General features: G+C 73.5%; 21 protein-coding genes. 17 read left to right on the plus strand and 4 right to left on the minus strand.

Annotation, left to right across the window (positions count from 1 at the left end; genetic code table 11):
• Positions 1-25: 25 nt before the first annotated feature.
• On the minus strand, positions 26-889 hold the full coding sequence (locus KKR01S_RS03625) for a MetQ/NlpA family ABC transporter substrate-binding protein (protein ID WP_061225312.1): 864 nt from the start codon (positions 887-889) through the stop codon (positions 26-28).
• Between the two features lie 365 nt (positions 890-1,254).
• On the opposite strand from KKR01S_RS03625, the gene KKR01S_RS03630 reads away from it, so the two are divergent.
• Positions 1,255-1,818: a GNAT family N-acetyltransferase gene (locus KKR01S_RS03630; protein WP_061225313.1), complete on the plus strand. Its 564-nt coding sequence runs from the start codon at positions 1,255-1,257 to the stop codon at positions 1,816-1,818.
• Between the two features lie 186 nt (positions 1,819-2,004).
• Here KKR01S_RS03630 and KKR01S_RS03635 read toward each other — a convergent pair whose 3' ends face one another.
• Positions 2,005-2,598: a hypothetical protein gene (locus tag KKR01S_RS03635; protein ID WP_100464173.1), complete on the minus strand. Its 594-nt coding sequence runs from the start codon at positions 2,596-2,598 to the stop codon at positions 2,005-2,007.
• Between the two features lie 55 nt (positions 2,599-2,653).
• Entirely contained in the window at positions 2,654-3,493 is an 840-nt protein-coding gene (locus KKR01S_RS03640; RefSeq protein ID WP_061225315.1) for an HAD family hydrolase, read from the minus strand.
• 180 nt (positions 3,494-3,673) lie between these two features.
• On the opposite strand from KKR01S_RS03640, the gene KKR01S_RS03645 reads away from it, so the two are divergent.
• The 15 genes from KKR01S_RS03645 to KKR01S_RS03715 all read left to right on the plus strand — a co-directional run bounded on the left by KKR01S_RS03645 (position 3,674) and on the right by KKR01S_RS03715 (position 17,390).
• Entirely contained in the window at positions 3,674-4,735 is a 1,062-nt protein-coding gene (locus tag KKR01S_RS03645) for an ABC transporter substrate-binding protein (RefSeq protein ID WP_058730826.1), read from the plus strand.
• Positions 4,736-4,849: 114 nt separating this feature from the next.
• Entirely contained in the window at positions 4,850-5,815 is a 966-nt protein-coding gene (locus KKR01S_RS03650) for a FecCD family ABC transporter permease (protein WP_224799635.1), read from the plus strand.
• Positions 5,812-6,915 carry a FecCD family ABC transporter permease gene (locus KKR01S_RS03655; RefSeq protein ID WP_224799637.1) on the plus strand — a complete coding sequence of 368 codons (1,104 nt, stop codon included), beginning with the start codon at positions 5,812-5,814 and terminating at the stop codon, positions 6,913-6,915. The genes KKR01S_RS03650 and KKR01S_RS03655 overlap by 4 nt, the downstream gene beginning before the upstream one ends.
• Positions 6,912-7,826, plus strand: coding sequence for an ABC transporter ATP-binding protein (locus KKR01S_RS03660; protein WP_217995727.1), 915 nt, complete (start codon positions 6,912-6,914; stop codon positions 7,824-7,826). The genes KKR01S_RS03655 and KKR01S_RS03660 overlap by 4 nt, the downstream gene beginning before the upstream one ends.
• A gap of 54 nt (positions 7,827-7,880) precedes the next feature.
• Positions 7,881-8,846, plus strand: a complete 966-nt coding sequence (locus KKR01S_RS03665) for a siderophore-interacting protein (protein WP_081101529.1) — start codon at positions 7,881-7,883, stop codon at positions 8,844-8,846.
• Between the two features lie 110 nt (positions 8,847-8,956).
• Positions 8,957-9,853, plus strand: coding sequence for an SGNH/GDSL hydrolase family protein (locus tag KKR01S_RS03670; RefSeq protein ID WP_081101530.1), 897 nt, complete (start codon positions 8,957-8,959; stop codon positions 9,851-9,853).
• 291 nt (positions 9,854-10,144) lie between these two features.
• Positions 10,145-10,381, plus strand: coding sequence for a 50S ribosomal protein L28 (gene rpmB, locus KKR01S_RS03675; protein WP_058730829.1), 237 nt, complete (start codon positions 10,145-10,147; stop codon positions 10,379-10,381).
• Positions 10,382-10,383: 2 nt separating this feature from the next.
• Positions 10,384-10,554: a 50S ribosomal protein L33 gene (gene rpmG / locus KKR01S_RS03680; protein WP_030015328.1), complete on the plus strand. Its 171-nt coding sequence runs from the start codon at positions 10,384-10,386 to the stop codon at positions 10,552-10,554.
• Between the two features lie 7 nt (positions 10,555-10,561).
• Positions 10,562-10,867 (plus strand): 30S ribosomal protein S14, encoded by a 306-nt coding sequence (gene rpsN / locus KKR01S_RS03685; RefSeq protein ID WP_058730830.1) that lies wholly within the window; start codon positions 10,562-10,564, stop codon positions 10,865-10,867.
• A gap of 67 nt (positions 10,868-10,934) precedes the next feature.
• Positions 10,935-11,219: an HU family DNA-binding protein gene (locus tag KKR01S_RS03690; RefSeq protein ID WP_058730831.1), complete on the plus strand. Its 285-nt coding sequence runs from the start codon at positions 10,935-10,937 to the stop codon at positions 11,217-11,219.
• A 212-nt stretch (positions 11,220-11,431) separates the two neighbouring features.
• On the plus strand, positions 11,432-12,070 hold the full coding sequence (locus KKR01S_RS03695) for a hypothetical protein (protein ID WP_061225318.1): 639 nt from the start codon (positions 11,432-11,434) through the stop codon (positions 12,068-12,070).
• Between the two features lie 193 nt (positions 12,071-12,263).
• Positions 12,264-13,028, plus strand: a complete 765-nt coding sequence (locus tag KKR01S_RS03700; RefSeq protein WP_061225319.1) for a copper resistance CopC family protein — start codon at positions 12,264-12,266, stop codon at positions 13,026-13,028.
• Positions 13,029-13,033: 5 nt separating this feature from the next.
• Positions 13,034-13,804, plus strand: coding sequence for a copper chaperone PCu(A)C (locus tag KKR01S_RS03705; protein WP_131800578.1), 771 nt, complete (start codon positions 13,034-13,036; stop codon positions 13,802-13,804).
• Positions 13,805-13,809: 5 nt separating this feature from the next.
• The gene (locus KKR01S_RS03710) at positions 13,810-15,150 is read left to right on the plus strand and encodes a Dyp-type peroxidase (protein ID WP_061225321.1); all 1,341 of its coding nucleotides are present in this window, start codon (positions 13,810-13,812) and stop codon (positions 15,148-15,150) included.
• Between the two features lie 56 nt (positions 15,151-15,206).
• Complete coding sequence (locus KKR01S_RS03715; RefSeq protein ID WP_061225322.1) at positions 15,207-17,390, plus strand: bifunctional copper resistance protein CopD/cytochrome c oxidase assembly protein; 2,184 nt, start codon at positions 15,207-15,209, stop codon at positions 17,388-17,390.
• Positions 17,391-17,443: 53 nt separating this feature from the next.
• Here the strand turns inward: KKR01S_RS03715 and KKR01S_RS03720 are convergent, their stop codons facing one another.
• Positions 17,444-18,436 (minus strand): class I SAM-dependent methyltransferase, encoded by a 993-nt coding sequence (locus KKR01S_RS03720; RefSeq protein WP_061225323.1) that lies wholly within the window; start codon positions 18,434-18,436, stop codon positions 17,444-17,446.
• 186 nt (positions 18,437-18,622) lie between these two features.
• Here KKR01S_RS03720 and KKR01S_RS03725 point away from each other — a divergent pair, with 186 nt between their 5' ends.
• Positions 18,623-20,560 carry an NHL domain-containing thioredoxin family protein gene (locus tag KKR01S_RS03725; protein ID WP_061225324.1) on the plus strand — a complete coding sequence of 646 codons (1,938 nt, stop codon included), beginning with the start codon at positions 18,623-18,625 and terminating at the stop codon, positions 20,558-20,560.
• Positions 20,561-20,569 lie beyond the last annotated feature (9 nt).

Genomic DNA, 20,569 nt, shown 5'->3' on the forward strand with positions numbered 1-20,569 from the left:
CTCGGGTGGGTGTGGCTGGGACGGGTCAGCTGTTCTTCTTCTCGTCCTCGAGCCTGGTCTGCACCTTGCGCAGCTCGTCGGTGCGGTCCTTGCTCACGGACACGGCGGTGCCGCCGGACTGCTTCTTCTCGGCTTCCTGCACGGCGTCCGAGTGGTAGACGTCCACGATCTTCTGGTACGTCTCGTTGTCCTCATCGCCCTTCTTGGACACGAAGAGGTTCACGTACGGCAGGGCGTCCTCGTTCTTCGGGTCATCCTGGTACAGGGCGTCCTCCGGCGAGAGGCCGGCATCCTCCAGGAAGGTGTTGTTCACGATGGAGGCGGCCACCGAATCCATGGACACCACGGTCTGCTTGGCATCCACCGCGGTGAGGGTGACCTTGGAGTTCGCGGTGTCCACGTCGTCCTGGGTGGGCTGGACCTTGTCCTCCTTGAGGGTCAGCAGGCCGGCGGCCTTCAGCACCAGGATCGCGCGGGTCTCGTTGACGGCGTCGTTGGGGATCGCGATCTCCCCGCCCTGGGGGATGTCCTCGACCTTGTCGTACTTCTTCGAGTACAGGCCCAGCGGGTAGATCGAGGTCGGGCCGACGATCTGCAGGTCGTCGTCGTTGTCCACGTTGTAGTTGGCCAGGTAGGCGATGTGCTGGAACCAGTTCAGGTCCGCCTGCCCCTGGGCGACGGCGGGGTTGGGGCGGGAGTAGTCGCCCATCTCCACGTACTCGACGTCGATGCCCTCCTTCTTCGCCTCCTCCTGCAGGGTGTCCTGGACCTGGTTGTGCTCGGTGATGGCGATCTTGACGGTCTCATCGCCGTCACCGGATCCGCCGCAGGCGGTCAGACCGAAGGTCAGGGGGACGATGGCGAGCAGTGCTCCCAGCTTCTTCTTCATGGTGGTTTCCTCGATGCGGTGGCGGGTGGTGCGCAAACGCCGCGCGTCGGACTCCCGCCGATCCGGAAGGTCGACCGGATTCCGGGCCCAGGGCAGGGCCGGCGGAGCGCCGACGGCGGCGCGATGCGTCCATTAGACCACGGGGTTTTCCGGTCTCTCCAAAGACGTCGGCAGATGAAACCGACGCCGACACCGGGTGTCATACGGCGTCACAGAGGGGAGGGCGCGCCGCGGTGAGAGCCGTCGGCGACGGCGCCTGGGGCATCGTGAGCAGGGTCGGATGGGCCTCGGGGATCGGCTGGGGCGGGGGCGGATGTCGTCGGGTTCCGACGTCGTCGGGGCTGGGTGTCGGGAAGGGAGCGCGGATGCGTCACGAGGTGCGGTTGGAACGGGATGGGGTGCTGCTGCGCCCCCTGAGGCCCGAGGACGCCGAGGTGCTGCACCCGCACCTGGATGAGCGGATGTGGGCGGGGATGTCGGCGCCCCTGCCGCCCTCCCCGGAGGCGCTGGCCGAGGAGTTCTGCGCGCTCATCAACCGCCCGGACTGCCTGGCCTTCGCTGTGGAGGAGGAGGGCCGCGTGCTCGGCCGCACCACGTTCTACGACCTGGTCCCCGGCCTGCGCACGGAGATCGGCAGCACCGTCTACCTGCGCTCGGTGTGGGGGACCCGGGTCAACCCCGTGTGCAAGCTGCTGCTGTTCGAGCACGCCTTCGAGGAGCTCGACGTCGGCCGGGCCGCGCTGCGCTGCGATCACCGGAACCTCCGCTCCCACCGGGCGATCGCCCGGCTCGGCGCCCGCTTCGAGGGCACGCTGCGCGGGTACCGGCGCGCCGCTGACGGGACCGTGGCCGACGTCGACTACTTCAGCGTCCTGCGAGCGGAGTGGCCGCGGGTGCGGGACGGGCTGGAGCGGCGCCTCGCGGGGTGAACGGGTGATCCACCGTCTCCCCGGGGGCCCACGTGCGCGAGGCGGCGCATCCCCGGGGGACCCACATGCGCGAGCCGGCGCATCCGTTCCCGAAAAATGCGTTGGTGGGAACGGGAGCGCCGGCTCGGTGGGGAGGTGGGAACGGGAGCGCCGGCTCGGCGCAGGGGAGCGAACGAGAGCGCCGGGTCAGCGGCGTCGGCCGCGCAGCCAGTCGGAGTCGTAGAGTCCGGGGTCGCCGCCATCGCGACGGCGTTCGCGCTCGCGGGCCCGGCGGGCGTAGTCGGTGCGGCGCAGGATCGCGTCGTCCTCATCCGGCACGGTCCACAGAGACAGGGCCACCAGACCGGTGCCCAGCCCGCCGGCGAGGATCAGCACGAAGCCGATCTCCACCCACAGCATCACGATGTTGCGGATCCACCCGGGATCCCGGCCCGCCAGCAGCTCCGGCATCCGGTTGCCCACGATCACCGCCGCCAACCCGAGCACCGCCAGCCCCAGCGGCAGCAGGAACCACCCCCTGCCGCGGGTGCGCGGACCCGGCTGGCCGGGATCCCGCAGGGCGGGGTGCAGGCGGCGTCGCACCGCGATCATCCCGGCTACTCCCGCCAGCAGCGGGGCCGCCCCGATCAGCGTCCATCGGGGATGGCCCAGCGCGAGCAGGCCCAGCACGGTCAGCACCCCGAGCAGGCACAGGGCGAAGGAGATCCCGCCGACCATCCGCCGCGCGGCTCGGGCGGCGTCGCCCGAAAGCGGCGGCTCACCCTCCATCTCAGGTGCCATGCGCCCATCACCTCCCGCCGCGCTCGGATCCGCAGGTCACGTTCTCCTTCCGATGCTAATCCCGCCGCGCGGCGCGGGCACCCGTCCACCCGCGCACCACCCCCAGGAACTGGGGGTCCAGGAAGGAGCAGACCAGTGCGGCCGCGGGGAAGCCCGGCGCCGAGACGGGATCCCCGCTCCCGTCGGCCGCGACCAGGCCGACCACCCGGGTCCCGGCCCGCACCGCCGCGGTGGCCCCGGGCGCGGAATCCTCGAAGGCCACCGCCTGCCCCGGTGCGCAGCCCATCCGCCGCACCGCCTCCGCGTACATGTCCGGGGCCGGCTTGCCGGCGGGCACGTCATCGGTGGAGACCCATGTGCTCAGCAGCGGGGCGTAGCCGCCGGAGCGCATCTTCAGATCCAGCACGTCCCGGCGGGAGTTGGAGGCCACCGCCACCGGCATGACGGCGGCCAGGGCGCGCACCAGCTCCAGGGCCCCGGGCAGCAGATCCACCCCGCGGGACAGGCGCTCCATGTCCAGGTCCGTCAGCGCGGTGAGGATCTCCGCCTCCAACGACGCCGGGGCTGTCCCCTCCGGATCGCGGGCGTCCCCCGCGCATGCTCCCGGTGCGGAAGCGGAACCGGGGGCCGACGCCCGACCCGGGAGGCGCTCGGCCGCCACCGCCTCGGCCACCCGGTGGGCGATCTGCTCCGCGGTCATCCCGGTCAGCCCCTCCGCCAGACCCTGGGGGTCGGCCAGGCCGTACTCCCGCGCCACGGTGGCCACGGAATCCACCCACTGCCGCTCGGTGTCCATCAGCACCCCGTCGCAGTCGAAGACGGCGCAGCGGGGCACCCACCCGGGATCCAGGGGCGAGGGCTGGGAGGAGGCGGCGGGATTCGGAAGGAAGGACATGCTCTCCATCCTTCCAGGCACCATCCCCCGGGCCCTGCACCGTGGCGGTGCTCATGGCGGGGTCTGGGGATAACAGCACATCCGAGTGCGCTAATGGCGTCCGGGGCGGTTAGGATGGGGCGGGTCCGGCGCGCGGCGCCGAACCGGCAGAATCACACCGGCTCTCGACAGGAGACCCCCATGCCCTCTCTGACCCGCGGCGCGTTCCTCAAGACCGCCGCCGCCTCCGCCGCGGCCCTCGCGCTGGCCGCCTGCTCCACCGGCTCCAACGGCGGCTCGGATTCCAGCTCCTCCGCCTCGGCCTCCTCCTCCGCCGAGCAGGATGCCTTCCCGGTGACCATCGAGCACGCCTACGGCAAGACCACCGTCGACGCCGAGCCGAAGCGCGTCGTCGGCATCGGCTGGATCAACGCGGAGGTGGCCCTGTCCCTCGGCGTCGTGCCCGTGGGCTCCGGGCAGGTCGGCTGGGGGGAGAACTCCAACCACTCCACGGACTGGTTCGATGACCGCATCAAGGAGCTCGGCGCGCAGCAGCCCACGCGGTTCACCGAGACCGACGGCATCAACTACGAGGAGATCGCCAAGCTCGAGCCGGACCTGATCCTCGCCGTCGTCGGCACCGTGGACCAGGAGGCCTACGACAAGCTCTCCAAGATCGCCACGACGGTGACCCACGCCAAGGACTCCGACGGGTGGACCACCCCCTGGCAGGACTACACCAAGGTCATCGGCACCGCCCTGGGCCGCCCCGAGCACGCCGGGACCGTCATCTCCGAGACCGAGGAGAAGATCCAGGACAAGGCCGCCCAGCACGAGGAGCTCAAGGGCGCCACCTTCATCTCCTCGGCCCTGGCCGTGACCGACGGGCAGCCCTCCATCAGCGTCTACACCAAGGGCGACGGCCGGGTGACCTTCATGAAGTCCCTCGGGATGGAGGAGGCCGACGCCGTGAAGAACGCGAAGGCCGACACCTTCTACATCCAGTGGTCCAACGAGAAGGCCGCCGATCTGAAGTCGGACATGATCTACTCCTGGATCGACAAGGACTCCGACGTCCAGACCATCGAGGACAACGCGACCCTGAAGCAGATCCCCGCGATCGCCAAGGGCGCCTCCGTGCTGGACTCCGACAAGAAGGAGACCCTCGCCCTGGGCATCTCCCCGCTGGGCATGGACTGGCTGGTGGAGCACACGGACTTCATCGACAAGGTGGCCCAGGCCGCCAAGACCGGTCGGGAGTAGTCCGCCCTGTCCGCCGCCCAGACGACGCCGACCCGACCGGCCCCGCCCACCGCGGGAGCGGCCGGGGCCGGCGCGTCCGCGCGCTCTCGACGCCGCGGCCCCGCGCTGCTGATCGTGCTCGCCCTGCTCGCCGCGGCGGTGCTCGCCTCCATCCTGATCGGGGCGAACCCGCTGAGCCCCGCGCGCGTCTGGCACGCCCTGGCCGAGCTGGACGATCCGGTGAGCCCGGACGGGGTGATCGTCGCGGATCGGGTGCGCCGCACCGTCGTCGGCGTCGTCATCGGCGCCAGCCTGGCCGCGGCGGGAGCGGCGATGCAGGGGGTCACCCGCAATCCGCTGGGCGATCCCGGGATCCTCGGGATCAACGCCGGGGCGGCGGCCACCGTGGTCCTGGGCATCACCCTGCTCGGGATCAGCGGCACCATGGCCATCGCCGTGTGGGCCCTGATCGGGGCGGGCCTGGCCGCGGTGGTGGTCTACGCGATCGCCAGCATCGGACGCGAGGGGGCGACGCCGATCAAGCTCGCCCTGGTCGGGGCGGCGTTCTCCGCCGGGGCGGCGTCGCTGACCTCGGCCATGAACCTGCAGCACCAGGAGACCCTGGACTCCTTCCGCCGGTGGCAGCTGGGCGCCCTGACCCGCGCCTCCTACGCCGATGTGCTGATCCTGCTGCCCCTGATCCTGCTGGGCCTGCTCCTGACCGTGGGGATGGCCCGCTCCGTCAACAGCTTCGCCCTGGGCGATGACATGGCCCGCGCCCTGGGCACCCGGGTGGGGCCGGCCCGGGCCCTGGTCTTCGCCGGGGTCACCCTCCTGTGCGGGGCGGGCGTGGCCCTGGCCGGGCCTATCGCCTTCGTCGGGCTCATGGTCCCGCACGCGGTGCGCTCGCTGACCGGCCCGGACTACCGGTGGATCCTGCCGCTGAGCGCCCTGGCCGGTCCCGTGGTGCTGCTGCTGGCCGACGCCGTCGGGCGGGTGGTGCTGCCGCCGACCGAGGTGGAGGTGGGGGTCAGCATGGCCGTCGTCGGCGTGCCCGTGTTCCTGGCGATGATCCGCTCGCGGAAGGCGATGAGCCTGTGACCGCCGCCGCGACCCGCACCTCCCCTTCATCTGCGCACCGGGCCCTGACCGGTGCGGACCTCTCCCGGCTGCGCGCCCGCTCCCGACGCCGCCCGCGAGCGGTGCTCGCCGTCCTGGGCCTGACCCTGCTGGGCGCGATGGCCGTGCGGGTGCTGCTGGGCACCTACACCGTGACCATCCCGGACTTCCTCACGATCCTCGGCGGGGGCACCGTGGACGCCGCGCCCGCCGCCTCCTTCATCGTCATGGAGGACAAGCTGCCGCACGCGGTGCTCGGGGCCCTGGCCGGGCTGGCCTTCGGCACCGCGGGGGCGGTGTTCCAGCTGCTGCTGCGCAACCCCCTGGCCAGCCCGGACGTCATCGGCATCAGCGCCTCCGCGAGCCTGGGGGCGATCGCCTCGGCCGCGTTCTTCGGCGCGGCGGGGCTCGGCCTGGCCGCGGGCGGGCTGATCGGGGCCGGGCTCGCCGCCGTCGCGGTGTTCCTGCTCAGCGTCTCCGGACGGGCCGCGAGCGGCCCCGGGGCCGGGGAGGCCGTGGGCGGGCGGTTCATCCTCACCGGGCTGGGGATCTCGGTGCTGGCCATCGCCGTGACCAACTACCTGCTGTCCCGGATGAGCGTGTACCAGGCCGCCGACGCCGCGATCTGGCTCACCGGCTCTCTCGGGGCCTCCTCCTGGCAGCGGATCGGGCTGACGGGCGCGGCGCTGATCGCGCTCCTGCCGCTGCTGGCGCTCCTCTCCCGCCCCCTGCACGCGATGGCCGTGGGGGAGGAGCTGGCCGCGGGCCTGGGGGTCCCGGTCACCGCCGTGCGGTGGCTGGGCATCGGGCTGGCCACCGCGTTGGCGGCCGTGGCGGTGTCGATGACCGGGCCGATCGCCTTCGTCGCCTTCGTCTCCGGGCCCGTCGCCCGGCGCCTGGTCGGCGGCGGGCACACCCTCGTCGGATCCGCGCTGGTGGGCGCGATCCTGGTGGTGCTGGCGGACTTCACCGCGGCGAACCTGATCCCCGGGGGCCGCTTGCCGGTGGGCGTGATCACCGGACTCATCGGCGCACCGGTCCTGCTGTGGCTGGTCGCGGGGGAGCACAAGGAGAGGACATGAGCATGAGCACTGAGAGCACGACCCCCGGCGCCCCGCCGCGCTCGAGTCCGCCGGAGCTGGTGGCCGAGGGGCTGGAGCTGGGCTACGGGGACCGTCGGGTGGTCCGGGAGCTGAGCCTGCGGGTGCCGACCGGGCGGGTCACCGCGATCATCGGGCCCAACGGCTGCGGCAAATCGACGCTGCTGCGCGGGTTCTCCCGGCTGCTGCGCCCGAGCGCCGGGACCGTGACCCTAGGCGGGCGACCCCTCGGCTCCTTCGGGGCCAGGGAGTTCGCCCGCACCGTGGGCCTGCTGCCGCAGCAGCCGGTGGCCCCGGACGGGATCACGGTCGCGGACCTGGTCTCCCGCGGGCGCTACCCCCACCAGGGGCTGTTCTCCCGGGCCTCCGCGCAGGACGACGCCGCGGTCGCCTGGGCGCTGGCGGCCACCCGGACCGGGGAGCTGGCCGAGCGGCCCGTGGCGGAGCTGTCCGGCGGGCAGCGCCAGCGGGTGTGGATCGCGATGGCCCTGGCCCAGCAGACCGATGTGCTGCTGCTGGACGAGCCCACGACCTACCTGGACCTGGCCCACCAGGTGGAGGTCCTGGACCTGGTGGTGGAGCTGAACCGCGAGCACGGGACCACCGTGGTCATGGTGCTGCATGAGCTGAACCTGGCCGCCCGGGCCGCGGACCACCTGGTGGCCATGAAGGACGGGCGCATCGAGGTGGCCGGCGCCCCGGAGGAGGTGCTCACGGAGGGGCACCTGGCGCGCGTGTTCGGCCTGGACGCCCGGGTGCTGCGCGCCGAGGAGGGCGGGGCCCCCGTGGTGGTGCCGCGGCGTCGGTGCCCGTGCCCGGCCCCGACCGCCGACGAGGCCGCGCCCGGTCACGAGAGGCCGGGCAGCGGAGCATCGGGGACCGCCGCACCGTGAGCCCGCGGCCGACGCCGTCCGCCCGTCCGCACCCCTGATCCAGAAGGAGGCACCATGCCGCGCCGACCCATGACCGTGTTCCGCACCCGGGTGACCGGGGTGCGGCCCCTGAGCCGGGACTTCCTGCGGGTGAGCCTGGCCTCCCCGGGGCTGATCGAGCTGGCCGCGCCCGCCGGGGACGGGGCGGGCCCGGTGCTGGACGCCTATCTCAAGCTGCTGCTGCCCCACCCGGAGCACGAGGGACCGGTGCTGCCGGATCTGGAGGCCGCGGACTGGCATCGGGCCTGGTTCGCCGCCTCGGCGCGGGAGCGCGGCGGGTGGATGCGCACCTACACGCTGCGCGCGGCTCGCCCGTGGACCTCCCCGGAGGGGAGTCCCGGAGTGGAGATCGACGTCGACTTCGTGCTGCACGGACACGGGGACCAGCAGGGGCCGGGGGCCGCCTGGGCGGCCTCGGCCCGCGTGGGCGATGAGCTGAGCCTGCTGGGGCCCACGCGCGAGGACGTCCTGTGGGGGACCTGGGATCCGGGTCGGGCCGAGCGGTATCTGCTGGGCGGGGACGAGACCGCGGTGCCGGCGGCCTGCTCGGTGCTGGAGGCCCTGCCCGCCGGAACCCAGGCCGCCGTGCTGCTGGAGGTGTCCGCGGGCAACGCGCAGGATCTGGCTGCCGGCCTGCCGGAGGCGGCCGCCCGCCCCGAGGTGCGGGTGCGGCTGTTGGAGCGGGAGCCGGAGCGGATGCGCGGCCGAGCGCTGCTGAGCGCTCTGCGCGAGGAGCTGGGGCTGGTGCCGCGGGCCGCGGAGGAGGACGCCGCCGGGATCGCCGCGCAGCGGGCCGAACCCGGGGAGCTGGTGTGGGGTCGAGCGGAGGAGTCCGAGGATCCGGCGGGGGTGTCGGTGTGGCTGGCCGCGGAGGCCGCCGTCGTGCGGGCCGCCCGCCGGGTCTGCGTCAACGAGGCCGGGATCGACCGGCGCCGGATCTCCTTCATGGGCTATTGGAAGGCCGGGCAGGCCGAGTCCTAAGCTGGAGGGGCCGTGCCCTGCCGGTGGCTCCCGTCGACGCCGCGCCTGCGGCGCGCGCCGGTCCGGGGGAGGCGGCGGGGCGCGAGTTCGAGCATGCAGGCAGGAGATCCATGAGCACCGAGTACAGCGAACACGAGCCGGCCGCCGATGCCCCGGGGGCCCGGGAGCCGGAGGAGCACCAGATCCGCTACGTGGCGCTGGGGGACTCCTTCACCGAGGGCGTGGGCGATGAGGACGCGTCCCGACCCAACGGGGTGCGCGGATGGGCGGATCGGGTGGCCGAGCAGCTGACCCTGCGCTTCCCGCAGACCCTCTACGCCAACCTCGCGATCCGCGGCCGCACCCTGGAGCCCATCCTGGCCGAGCAGGTGGACGCCGCCCTGGCGCTGCGCCCCACGCTGGTCAGCCTCTACGGCGGGGGCAACGACATCCTGCGCCCGAGCATCGACGTGGACGCGCTGATGGCCGACTACGACGAGGCCTTCGGACGCCTGCGGGCCTCCGGGGCCCAGGTGCTGACCCTGACCGGCTTCGACGTCAAGCACTTCTACGGCGTCTTCAAGGCCACCCGCGGGCGCACCGCGATCTACAACGAGCTGCTGCGGGAGATCGCGGAGAAGCACGACCTGATCCTGGTGGACTTCTGGCGCTTCTCCGAGGAGTTCTCCGACGCCCGGTACTGGGCCAAGGACCGCCTGCACATGAACACCCTGGGGCACATCAAGATGGCCGGGAAGGTCCTGGAGGCCCTGCAGGTGGGGGCCGGGGAGCTGGGGCTGGAGCCGCTGCCGCAGATGCGGGAGGTCTCCCGGGTCCAGGCCACCCGCGCCAACCTGGAGTGGGTGCGCACCTTCGCCCTGCCGTGGGTGGGGCGGCGCCTGCGCGGCACCTCCTCCGGAGACTCCCTGAGCCCGCGCTACCCGGACCTGCAGTCCCTGCAGGTCACCGAGGGCGGCGACGCCGCCCGGGGCCGGGAGGAGAGGGAGGCCGGCGCCCCGCCCGCGTGATTCCGCGGTGATTAAGGCCATGGGCGCGGCGCAGAGGTTGCCATCGCGGGCCGGGATCCCTAGTATTTAACGCTGTCGTAGTGGTGCGTCCACCCTTCGGCACCGAACCAAGCTTCACCGTGATCCCGCGGCAGGGGCAGGTCCCGGACCTCTCACACCGGGCCTGACTCCCACACTCAGGCCCGGCGACTCATCCGGTGCTCTCACGGTAGGTGACGGGGCGCTGTTCGAGCCGCCCGCCCGGCTGGCGCGAGAGCGCACCGTCATTTCGTCAACATTGGAGGAGTAACTATGGCAGCCGTCTGCCAGGTGACCGGAGCTGTTCCCGGCTTTGGACACAGCATTTCCCACTCGCACCGCCGCAACAAGCGCCGGTTCGACCCCAACATCCAGAAGAAGCGCTACTGGGTGCCGTCCCTGCGCCGCAACGTGACCCTGAACGTGTCCGCCAAGGGCATCAAGGTCATCGACGCGCGCGGGATCGACGCCGTCGTCGCTGACATCATCGCCCGCGGGGAGAAGATCTGATCATGGCTTCCAACACCAAGGACGTTCGTCCGATCATCAAGCTCAAGTCCACGGCCGGCACCGGGTACACCTACGTGACCCGCAAGAACCGCCGCAACAACCCGGATCGCCTGGTCATGAAGAAGTACGATCCCGTGGTCCGCAAGCACGTCGACTTCCGAGAGGAGCGCTGAGACACACATGGCCAAGAAGTCCAAGATCGCCCGCAACGAGCAGCGCAAGGCCATCGTCGAGCGCTACGCCGCCAAGCGCGAGGAGCTGAAGAAGACCCTCGTCGACGAGAACGCCTCCCCCGAGGCCCGCGAGGAGGCCCGCCTGGGCCTGCAGAAGCTGCCCCGCAACGCCTCCCCGGTGCGCGTGCGCAACCGTGACCAGATCGACGGCCGCCCCCGCGGGACCTTCCAGAAGTTCGGGATCTCCCGCGTGCGCTTCCGCCAGATGGCCCACCGCGGCGAGCTGCCGGGCATCACCAAGTCCAGCTGGTAATTTGGGGCCGCGGGTCGGCTATGCTGACCTGAGCCGCTTACATCCGATGTCTCAGGAGGGACACAACATGGCGAAGAACCGCAGCGAACTCGTGGCCGAGGTGGCCGAGAAGTCCGGGATGTCACAGTCCGCCGTCAACGGCGTGCTGGATGCCCTCTTCCAGGTCTTCGAGTCCTCCGTCGCGCAGGGCGAGAAGGTCACCATCCCGGGCTGGCTCTCCGTCGAGCGCACCGATCGGGCCGCTCGCACCGGGCGCAACCCGCAGACCGGTGAGTCCATCGAGATCCCGGCCGGCCACGGTGTGAAGCTCTCCGCCGGCTCCAAGCTGAAGGCCGCCGTCGCCAAGAAGTAGCTCTTTCCGCTGAGGCATCAGCATCCGAGGGCCCCGCGCCCGCGATCCGCCGTGATCGCGGGGGCGGGGCCCTCGTCGCACCCCGACGCCGGGCGGGGATCCGGCGGGATCGGCCGGGGCGCGGCACCGGAGGTGAGCGGGGGTCGGACGGTAGGATGGAGGCCGCTTCCGCGTTCCGCTCATCAATCGCCGCCCGACCCGAGGAGGTGCCCGTGGTCCCGACCCCCAACCCGTGGGGCCTGCCCGAGCGCATCCATCGCCTGCTGCGCGGGTGGGGCGTGGCCTCGGTGGCGGTGTTCGTCGGCGCGGGTTCGCACGCGGTCCTGACCGGACACCTCCCGCACCCCCTGATCCTGGGTCTGTGCTGGTCCCTGTCCGGGATGCTGTGCGTGCTCCTGGCGGGGTTGCGCCTGCCCCGACTCTCCACGGGCCTCGGGGTGCTGGGCTCCCAGGCCGGGTTGCACACCCTCCTGACGCTCGCCGGGCACGGCGGGGTCGGGACGGGTGCCGTTGCGGCCCACGCCGGCCACCACGGTGCGGCTCCGCTGGGCTCCGTGCAGCCGGCGGCCTCGGCGGATGCGGTGCATCAGCTGAGCCCCCTCATGGTCGCGGTGCACGCGCTGGCCGCCGTCCTGACGATCCTCGCGATCCGCCGGGGCGACGCCGCGCTGGCCGGTCTGCTGCGCGCCGTGCGCCTGGGTCTGCGGCGCCTGCTGACCCTGCCGGGCCCGGTGCCGACCCCCTCGCGCCGCCCCCGGCCCCTCATCCTGTCCTGCCGAGCCGTCCTGGTCTCCCGGATCCGCCCGGGCACGGTGGACACCCGCGGTCCCCCGCTGGCGCTACCCGCCTGAGCCGAGCGCTCGGGCCCACCACCGGATCCCGCCGCACCGCGGCGTCGAGCGCCGAGTCCTTGCGGACCGGCCGCCGCGTCATCGCCGGGGTCCGTCACCGCAGCACCGCAAGCACCCCCGCATCAGCATCGCTCACCCGGCTTCACCGGGTCTCGAGCGCTGCGCGGGGAACCGACCGAAAGGGTCCACCACCATGGGAATCTCCCGCACCCCGGGCGCCGGCGCGCGCCCCGACCACCGCACCCGCCTCCGTCCTGCCGCCCATCGCCTGCCCGCGCTCCTCGGCGCCCTGCTGGCCCTGTGCCTGGCCCTGTTCGCCGGGGCACCCGCGGCCCAGGCCCACGATGAGCTGCTGCAGGCCGATCCGGCCGACGGCGCGACGCTCGAGCAGGCCCCGGACCGGATCACGCTGACCTATTCCGGGGACATCACCGCGCTGGGCAACGAGGTCCGCGTGACCGACTCCCAGGGGAAGACCGTCTCCACCGGGGACGTCACCGTGGACGGCACCCACGTGATCCAGCGGATCAGCCCGGAGGCCGGGGACGAGACCTACACCGTCTCCTGGCGGGTGGTCTCCTCCGACGGCCACCCCATCGAGGGCACCTACTCCTTCACCGTCGGTCAGGGCGGGGCCGGGCAGCCCGCCGCGTCCTCCTCCGCCGCCGCCCACGACCACGGCGACCACGACGCCGCCGAGCACCACGAGCACGCCACGAGCCCCGCGGCCACCGAGAGCCCTGAGCAGGCGACCAGCTCCGCGCCGGCCTCCGCCGAGGGACAGAGCCTGCCCCTGTGGGCGGTCGCGCTGATCGGCGCCGTGGGCGCCGTCGTGCTGGTGGGCGTGATCATTCTGGTGGTCGCCTCGCTGCGCGCCCGCCGCACCCGGGGCGCAGACACCGGACGCGAGACCGGCCGGGGGTCCGAGCACGACGACGCCGCCGCGAACGGGCGGTGATCAGCATGACGACGACGCCCACCGCCGCCACCGGAATCACCGGCACCGCGGCCACCGGCTCCGGCATGGGCAACGGCTCCGGGAGGAGCCCGCGCCGCGCGGCGGCCCGGACCGCGTCGCGGGTGGGCCACCCGCGACGCCGCCCGCTGCGCACCGGCGCGGTCCTCACCCTGACCGGTCTGCTCGGTCTGGGGTTGAGCGCCTGCGGCGGGGGAGGGGAGACCGCCTCGAGCGCGGATCCCACGGCCTCCGCCTCGGCGTCGGCGGCCGGGGCGCTCACGGCCGAGGACGTGTGGGTCAAGGCCGGGGATTCCGGGATGACCTCGGCCTTCGGGCACGTGGTCAACCACACGGATCACACCGTGCGGATCGTCGGGGCCGAGTCCCGTACGGCCGGGTCCGTGCAGCTGCACGAGACCGCGCAGGAGGCCGGCGGGTCCAGCACCATGCGGGAGAAGGAGGACGGCTTCACCATCGAGCCCGGCCAGTCCCTCGAGCTCTCCCCGGGTGGGAACCACGTGATGCTCATGGACCTGCGCTGCGCCCTGCTGGCCGGAGATGAGACGCAGCTGGTGCTGCGCACCGAGGGCGACGGCCAGCTGCGCGTCAGCGCCCCGATCCGGGACTACGCCGGCGCGCAGGAGCACTACGACCCGACCGCCGAGGCCTCGGCCGGCGCGGATCACGACGACCGCGGCGAGCATGCCGGGCACGGCATGCACGCCGCGGACCCCTCCGACGGCACCGCCTCCGCGCTGCCGCGCTGCTCGGGGTAGCCGCGATGTCCGCCACCAGGAGAGGATCCGGCACCTCAGGTGAGCGCCCGGAGCCCCGGCGTCCGGGAGTCCGCCCGACCCGCCGCGCCACCCTGATCGGCGGCGCCACGGCCACGGCCGGGGCCGCCGGGGCGGTGGGGGTCGAGCTGCTGCGTCGCAGTGCGCAGGAGCCGTCCCCCGCCGCCTCGGCGGACCCGCGCGATGCCGCCGCCCCCGTGCCTGGCACCCCGCTGGCCACCGCGCGCATCGGCTTCCACGGCAGGCGCCAGGCCGGTGTGGACACCCCGCCGCAGGCCCACGCCGCGTTCCTGGGGATCCGCCTGCACCGGCAGGTGGACCGGGAGGGGGTGCGGCGGCTGCTGCGGGTGCTCACCGCCGACGCCGCCCAGCTCACCCAGGGGCAGGCCCCGGTCACCGACCAGGAGCGGGAGCTGGCCGAGATCCCGGCGAACCTCACCGTGACGGTGGGCTTCGGCGAGCGGATCTTCGACCTCGTGGCACCGCACGCCAAGCCCTCGTGGCTGCGGCCCCTGCCCGCCTTCCCGCAGATCGACCGGCTGCAGGAGGAGTGGGGTGCCGCGGATCTGCTGCTGCAGATCGGCTGCGAGGACCGGGTCACCCTGGCTCACGCGCAGCGGGTGCTGCTCAAGGACGTGCGCGGCTTCGGCACCCTGGCCTGGACCCAGCAGGGCTTCCGCAACGCCGCCGGGTCCGTGCGGGCCTCCCAGACCACCCGCAACCTCTTCGGGCAGGTGGACGGGACCGTGAACCCCAGCACCGAGGACGGCTCCGTGGAGGACGTGGTGTGGGGCCGGGCCGAGGGGCTCACCCCGTGGACCCCGGACGGCACCTCCGTGGTGATTCGCCGGATCCACATGAACCTGGACACCTGGGACGAGGTGGACACCCCGGGGCGGGAGGACGCCGTCGGGCGCACCCTGGCCGACGGCGCGCCCCTGACCGGGGGCACCGAGCACACCCCCGCGGACCTCTCCGCGACCGGGCCCCACGGCTTCCCCGTCATCGCTCGGGACGCCCACCTGCGCCGGGCCACCGCGACCACCCCGCTGGAGCGGATCCTGCGCCGCCCGTACAACTACGACCTGCCGGTCGCGGAGGGCTCCGGCTTCTCCGGGGCGGGGCACACCGACGGCGGGGTGAGCCGCACCGGTCTGATCTTCGCCGCCTACCAGGCGGACCCGGTCCGGCAGTTCGTGCCCATCCAGCGGCGCCTGGCCGAGCTGGACCGGCTGAACACCTGGACCGTGCCCATCGGCTCCGCGGTCTTCGCGATCCCTCCCGGGTGCGAGGACAATGGATTCGTCGGCGAGACCCTGTTCTCCTGATCCGCTCCCGGACACCGCCGCACCCCCCGCCCCCTGACCGTCGAACCGAGGACCCCATGCCCCCAGCCACCGCACCCGCCGCCCCCACGCCGGATCCCCTGCCCACGGGGATCGCGCGCGGGCTGCACCGGCCGTGGCTGCTGGCGGTGCCCGCGGCCATGCTGGTCTTCCTCGTCGTCTCCCTGGTGCTCAGCGGCTCCGCGGCCGGCACCGCCCTGAAGGACCCGGGGGCCTTCGTGCGCTGGGCGCTGCCGGTGGCGGAGGCCGTGCTGAACCTGTCCATGGCCGCCACGATGGGCGCGCTGCTGTTCGCCGTCGCGTTCATCCCGCGGTTCGCCCGCGATGCCCGGGGCCCGGCCGGCGGGCGTACCCGGACCCGCCCCGCCGCCCAGGAGGAGGACGCAACGGAGTACGGGCCCTTCGCCGCGGTCCTGAATCTCGCGGCGGTCTCGGCTCTGACCTGGACGATCGCGGGGCTTACCGTGCTGGTCCTGGCCTACGCGGACATCTCCGGGACGCGGATCTCCGCCGACGCCGCCTTCACCAGCCAGCTGCTCGGCTACATCCAGGGCATCGGCACCGGCCAGGAGCAGGCCGCCGTGGTGATCGTGGGCGCGGTGACCACGACCCTCGTCTTCGCGGTGCGCCAGCTGCTGGGCCTGTTCCTGACCCTCGCCTTCTCCTTCATCGCGATCGTCGCGATGGCCCTGAGCGGGCACTCCTCCGGCGGGGACGACCACATGGGCGCGGTCAACTCGCTGGGGCTGCACCTGTTCGGCGTCGTCCTGTGGTTCGGCGGTCTGCTGGTGCTGGCCTATCTCTCCCGGGACCTCACCGGGCCCGACGCCGGCACCGGCACGGTCCCCGAGCGGGTGCGCGGGAAGGCGACGGCGGCCTCTCGCCGGGTGCCCATGGCCGTGGCCGTGCTGCGCCGCTACTCCGCCGTCGCGCTGCTGGGCTTCCTGCTCGTGGCGATCTCCGGGGTGCTCAACGCCGCGGTGCGCCTGCACGGCTTCTCCGATCTGGGCACCTCCTACGGGCTGCTGATCGTGGCCAAGGCGTGCCTGACGGCGCTGCTGGGGCTGGCCGGTGCCGCGCATCGGCTGTGGCTGATCCCGCGGGTGGAGGACGGGCGGCTGAGCGCCTTCCGGGGGATCTGGCAGGTGATCGCCGCGGAGCTGATCATCATGGCCGGGGCCGCGGGGCTGGCCGTGACCCTCTCGCGCACCGCCCCGCCGGTCAGCGAGGAGCTGCCGCCCACCGCCTCCCCGGCCCGGATCATCACCTGGTACGAGATGCCGCCGCAGCCGCACGGGATCGGCACCTGGCTGGGCACGTGGCGCTTCGACTGGTTCTGGGTCTTCGTCGTCGCGATGCTGGCCTGGGCCTACGTGTGGGCCTTCGTGCGGGTGCGCCGCCAGGGCCGGAGGTGGCCGGTGCTGCGCCTGGCCTCGTGGCTGGTGGGCCTGACCCTGGTCACCTACGCGACGTCGGGGGCCTTCGCCGTGTACTCCCGGGTGCTGTTCTCGGTGCACATGATGGAGCACATGTCCCTGACCATGATCATCCCGATCTTCCTGGTCCTGGGGGCGCCCGTGACCCTGCTGCTGCAGGCCCTGGAACCGCGTCAGGACGGCACCCGCGGGCCGCGCGAGTGGATCCTGCGCCTGGTGCACTCCGGGTGGTCCAAGGTCATCACCCACCCGATCTTCGCGGCGGTGAACTTCGCGGGGTCCATCGTGCTGTTCTACTTCACCCCGCTGTTCGGGGTCACCCTGCGCTACCACGTGGGCCACGAGTTCATGATGGTGCACTTCCTGGTCACCGGGTACATCTTCTGCCTAGTGCTCATCGGGGTGGATCCCATCCCGCGTCGCCCGGACTACCCGATCCGCATCATCATGCTGGTCGCGACCCTGGGCTACCACGCCTTCGTCGGCATCGCGATCATGTCCACGACCGTGCTGCTGCAGGCCTCCTGGTACGGCAACCTCGGCCGGGCCTGGGGCCGCAGCGCCATCGAGGACCAGCAGTACGGCGGGGCGTTCATGTGGGCGCTGGGGGAGATCCCGACGATGGTGCTCGCCGTGATCCTGGCGATCCAGTGGTCCCGGGCCGGGGACCGGGAGGCCCGGCGCATCGACCGGCAGGCCGAGCGGGACGACGACGCCGAGCTGCGCGCCTACAACGCGATGTTCGAGCGGCTGAACGAGGACGAGTCCGCCGGGCGCCGTCGCTGAGCAGGCCCCGACGTCGAGCGGGCCGCCGTTGAGGCTGGCGTCGCCGGCCCGGCTCAGTCCGGGTCGCCCAGCCGCAGGCGCACCAGGCGCACTACCCCCGTCAGACGCAGCAGGCGCGCCCGGGCCCGGGTGGCCCCGGACAGCCCGGCCGGCAGCGGCCCCTCGCGCAACAGGGGCTCGGAGTCGAGGACCCTGGCGTCGGCCTCCCAGGAGGCCGCCTCCGCCGGCAGGTGGGCCGCGGGCAGCGGGGCGCCGTCGGCGGGGCCGAGCAGGGTCCCGGCCTGGCGGGCCCCGCGGCGGGTGGCGGCGTCGGTGAGCACCTCGACGCCGGGGAAGCGCGCGGCCAGGTCCCGCATCAGCGGGCGCAGCTGCTCCCGGCTCAGGCCCGCGAAGGCCCCCGGGGCCAGGATCAGCACCGGATCTCCGGGGCGCAGCCCCAGGGTCTCGGCGACCTCCTTCGGCCAGGCGGGATCCGTCACCGCGGAGGGCACCCCGTGCACCCGCAGGTGCGTGGGCAGCAGCCGCTGGCGCAGGGCGATCACCTCGCGCCGGTCCACCGCGCACCAGTGCGCCTGCTGCGGGGCGACCCGCCACAGGGCCGTGGACAGCCCGGCCTTCAGCTCGATGATCGCGCCCCGCGGGTGCTCGGCCACGAACCGCTGGACCTGCGCATCCAGGCTGCGGGTGCGGGCCAGGCAGCACAGGTCCGCGAACTCCGCGGTGGGCCCGGTGGACAGCAGCCCCTGGCCGGGCAGCGGGGCCTCCGGTTCGGCGCCCTTCTTCTGCGTCTTCGGATCGGCACCCGGATCCGCCCTCTGACCCGCGTCCGGTTCGCCGCCCCGGGGGGCCGCCGGAGACGGACCCGGGTGCGGGGCGCGCCGGCGCAGGCCGCGCAGGCGCCGCAGCAGCAGCTGGCCGGTGGGATCCTCGAGGGTCCCAGGCCAGCGCCGGGCGGCGCGCTCGCGGGCCAGCAGGGGCGCCAGCAGCTGCCCCGGCACGGAGGATAGGTCGAAACCGGCCAGGGAGTCCTGATGATCGGCGAACACGGAAGGCCTCCTGGGCTCTCGCCGCGGCCGCGGCGGTGGATGGGCATCGCTTCCTCGATCTTCGGCCACCGGGGCCCGCGGGGCAAGCGCATCGCCCCGACGTCGGGACCGCGGTGGGAAGAGCCGCGGCCCATCCGACGTTGCTACCCTCGACGAAGAGATCCCCGATCACCCCAGGAGCACCCCATGGCAGACCGCGAACCGCGCGTGCGCGCCTCCGAGCTGACCGGCCGCGGCTGGCTGAACACCGGAGGCCGAGACCTGAGCCTGCAGGAGCTGCGCGGGAAGATCGTGATCCTGGACTTCTGGTCCTTCTGCTGCATCAACTGCCTGCACGTGCTGGACGAGCTGCGCGAGCTGGAGGAGCGCTACGCGGACGTCCTGGTGACCGTGGGTGTGCACTCGCCCAAGTTCGAGCACGAGGCGGACCCCGACGCGCTGGCCGCGGCCGTGGACCGCTACGACGTGCGCCACCCCGTCCTGGACGACCCCGAGCTGGGCACCTGGCAGGCCTACACCGCTCGGGCCTGGCCGACCCTGGTGGTCGTGGACCCGGAGGGATACGTCGTCGCGCACCTGTCCGGGGAGGGCCACGTGCAGGGGCTGGTCTCCCTCGTCGAGGAGCTGGCCGCCGCGCACGAGGCCAAGGGCACCCTGCACCGCGGGGACGGGCCCTACGTCCCGCGCCCGCCGCAGGAGGGCGTGCTCTCCTTCCCCGGCAAGATCACGGCCCTGCCCCCCGAGCTAGCCGCCCCGGACGCGCAGGGCCCCACCTGGCTGGTCACGGACACGGGCCGGCACCGCGTCGTCGAGCTGGACGACACCCTGGAGACCGTGCTGCGCTCCTGGGGCGGGCCGGAGAAGGGCCACGCCGACGGCGGCCCGGGGGACGCCCGCTTCGACGAGCCGCAGGGCCTGGCCGTGCTGCCGCCGGCCATCCGCGAGGCCGCCGGGTACGACGTGCTCGTGGCGGATTCCGTGAACCACCGGCTGCGCGGGATCCGGCTGGCCGACGGCGCGGTCAGCACCGTCGCCGGCAGCGGCGTGCAGCGCCTGCTCGACGCCGAGGGCGTGCGCACCGGGGACCCGAACCGCATCGACCCCGCAGCCGATCCGCTGGGCGTGTCCCTGTCCTCCCCGTGGGATGTGCTCTGGTCCGAGGCGGCCGGGCTGGTGCTCGTGGCGATGGCCGGAACCCACCAGATCTTCTCCTTCGACCCCGTCACCGGCTCCGTGCAGGTCTTCGCCGGCACGGGAGCCGAGGGCCTGCTGGACGGGCCCGCCCACGAGGCCTGGTTCGCCCAGACCTCCGGCCTGGCCGCGGCCGCCGACGGCACCGTGTGGCTGGCGGATTCGGAGACCTCCGCCCTGCGCCGCCTGCGCTTCGACGCCGGCGAGCAGGTCCGCGCGGAGACCGCGGTGGGCGAGGGCCTGTTCGACTTCGGCTTCCGCGACGGCGACGCCGCGACCGCGCGCCTGCAGCACTGCCTGGGGGTCGCGGTGCTGCCGGACGGCTCGGTGGCTGTGGCCGACACCTACAACGGGGCGGTGCGCCGCTGGGACCCGGCCTCGGGGCAGCTGAGCACCCTGGCCCGGGGCCTGGCCGAGCCCTCCGACGTGCTGCTGGAGCAGCGCGGGCAGGACCAGGAGCCGCTGCTGCTGGTCGTGGAGACCAACGCCCACCGCATCACCCGCCTGCCGATCCCCGCCGAGGCCCAGCGGGTGGACGAGGGCGCGGCGCGAAGCCAGCGCGCGGTCTCCCAGATCGCCGGGGGCACGCTGACCCTGCGCTCGCGCTTCACCGCCCCCACGGGGCAGAAGCTGGATGACCGGTGGGGGGATCCCACCCAGCTGAAGGTCTCCGCGACCCCGCCGGAGTTCCTCCTCGACGGCGCCGGGGCCGCCCAGGGCCTGGAGCGCACGCTGCGGCTGAACCCGGAGATCACCGAGGCCGTGCTGCACGTGACGGCGCGGGCGGCCGCCTGCGACGGCGAGCCCGGCGGCGAGATCCCGGACCACGCGGCCTGCCACCTGTACCAGCAGGACTGGGGCATCCCCGTCGTCGTCACCGGGGATCCGGCGGACGAGGCGGAGATGGTCCTGGACCTGCGCGGCGTGAACTGAGGGCCTCCC

Origin of the sequence: Rothia kristinae NBRC 15354 (genome assembly GCF_001570865.1) — a bacterium.
GTDB classification, from domain to species: Bacteria; Actinomycetota; Actinomycetes; order Actinomycetales; family Micrococcaceae; genus Rothia; species Rothia kristinae.

Coding starts and splice junctions, on each gene's coding strand:
- rpmG (WP_030015328.1), top strand. CDS start 10,384: ATGGCTTCCAACACCAAGGACGTTCGTCCGATCATCAAGCTCAAGTCC.
- KKR01S_RS03725 (WP_061225324.1), top strand. CDS start 18,623: ATGGCAGACCGCGAACCGCGCGTGCGCGCCTCCGAGCTGACCGGCCGC.
- KKR01S_RS03645 (WP_058730826.1), top strand. CDS start 3,674: ATGCCCTCTCTGACCCGCGGCGCGTTCCTCAAGACCGCCGCCGCCTCC.
- KKR01S_RS03625 (WP_061225312.1), bottom strand. CDS start 889: ATGAAGAAGAAGCTGGGAGCACTGCTCGCCATCGTCCCCCTGACCTTC.
- KKR01S_RS03665 (WP_081101529.1), top strand. CDS start 7,881: ATGCCGCGCCGACCCATGACCGTGTTCCGCACCCGGGTGACCGGGGTG.
- rpsN (WP_058730830.1), top strand. CDS start 10,562: ATGGCCAAGAAGTCCAAGATCGCCCGCAACGAGCAGCGCAAGGCCATC.
- KKR01S_RS03690 (WP_058730831.1), top strand. CDS start 10,935: ATGGCGAAGAACCGCAGCGAACTCGTGGCCGAGGTGGCCGAGAAGTCC.
- KKR01S_RS03700 (WP_061225319.1), top strand. CDS start 12,264: ATGGGAATCTCCCGCACCCCGGGCGCCGGCGCGCGCCCCGACCACCGC.
- KKR01S_RS03635 (WP_100464173.1), bottom strand. CDS start 2,598: ATGGCACCTGAGATGGAGGGTGAGCCGCCGCTTTCGGGCGACGCCGCC.
- KKR01S_RS03660 (WP_217995727.1), top strand. CDS start 6,912: ATGAGCATGAGCACTGAGAGCACGACCCCCGGCGCCCCGCCGCGCTCG.
- rpmB (WP_058730829.1), top strand. CDS start 10,145: ATGGCAGCCGTCTGCCAGGTGACCGGAGCTGTTCCCGGCTTTGGACAC.
- KKR01S_RS03715 (WP_061225322.1), top strand. CDS start 15,207: ATGCCCCCAGCCACCGCACCCGCCGCCCCCACGCCGGATCCCCTGCCC.
- KKR01S_RS03630 (WP_061225313.1), top strand. CDS start 1,255: ATGCGTCACGAGGTGCGGTTGGAACGGGATGGGGTGCTGCTGCGCCCC.
- KKR01S_RS03640 (WP_061225315.1), bottom strand. CDS start 3,493: ATGTCCTTCCTTCCGAATCCCGCCGCCTCCTCCCAGCCCTCGCCCCTG.
- KKR01S_RS03705 (WP_131800578.1), top strand. CDS start 13,034: ATGACGACGACGCCCACCGCCGCCACCGGAATCACCGGCACCGCGGCC.
- KKR01S_RS03670 (WP_081101530.1), top strand. CDS start 8,957: ATGAGCACCGAGTACAGCGAACACGAGCCGGCCGCCGATGCCCCGGGG.
- KKR01S_RS03710 (WP_061225321.1), top strand. CDS start 13,810: ATGTCCGCCACCAGGAGAGGATCCGGCACCTCAGGTGAGCGCCCGGAG.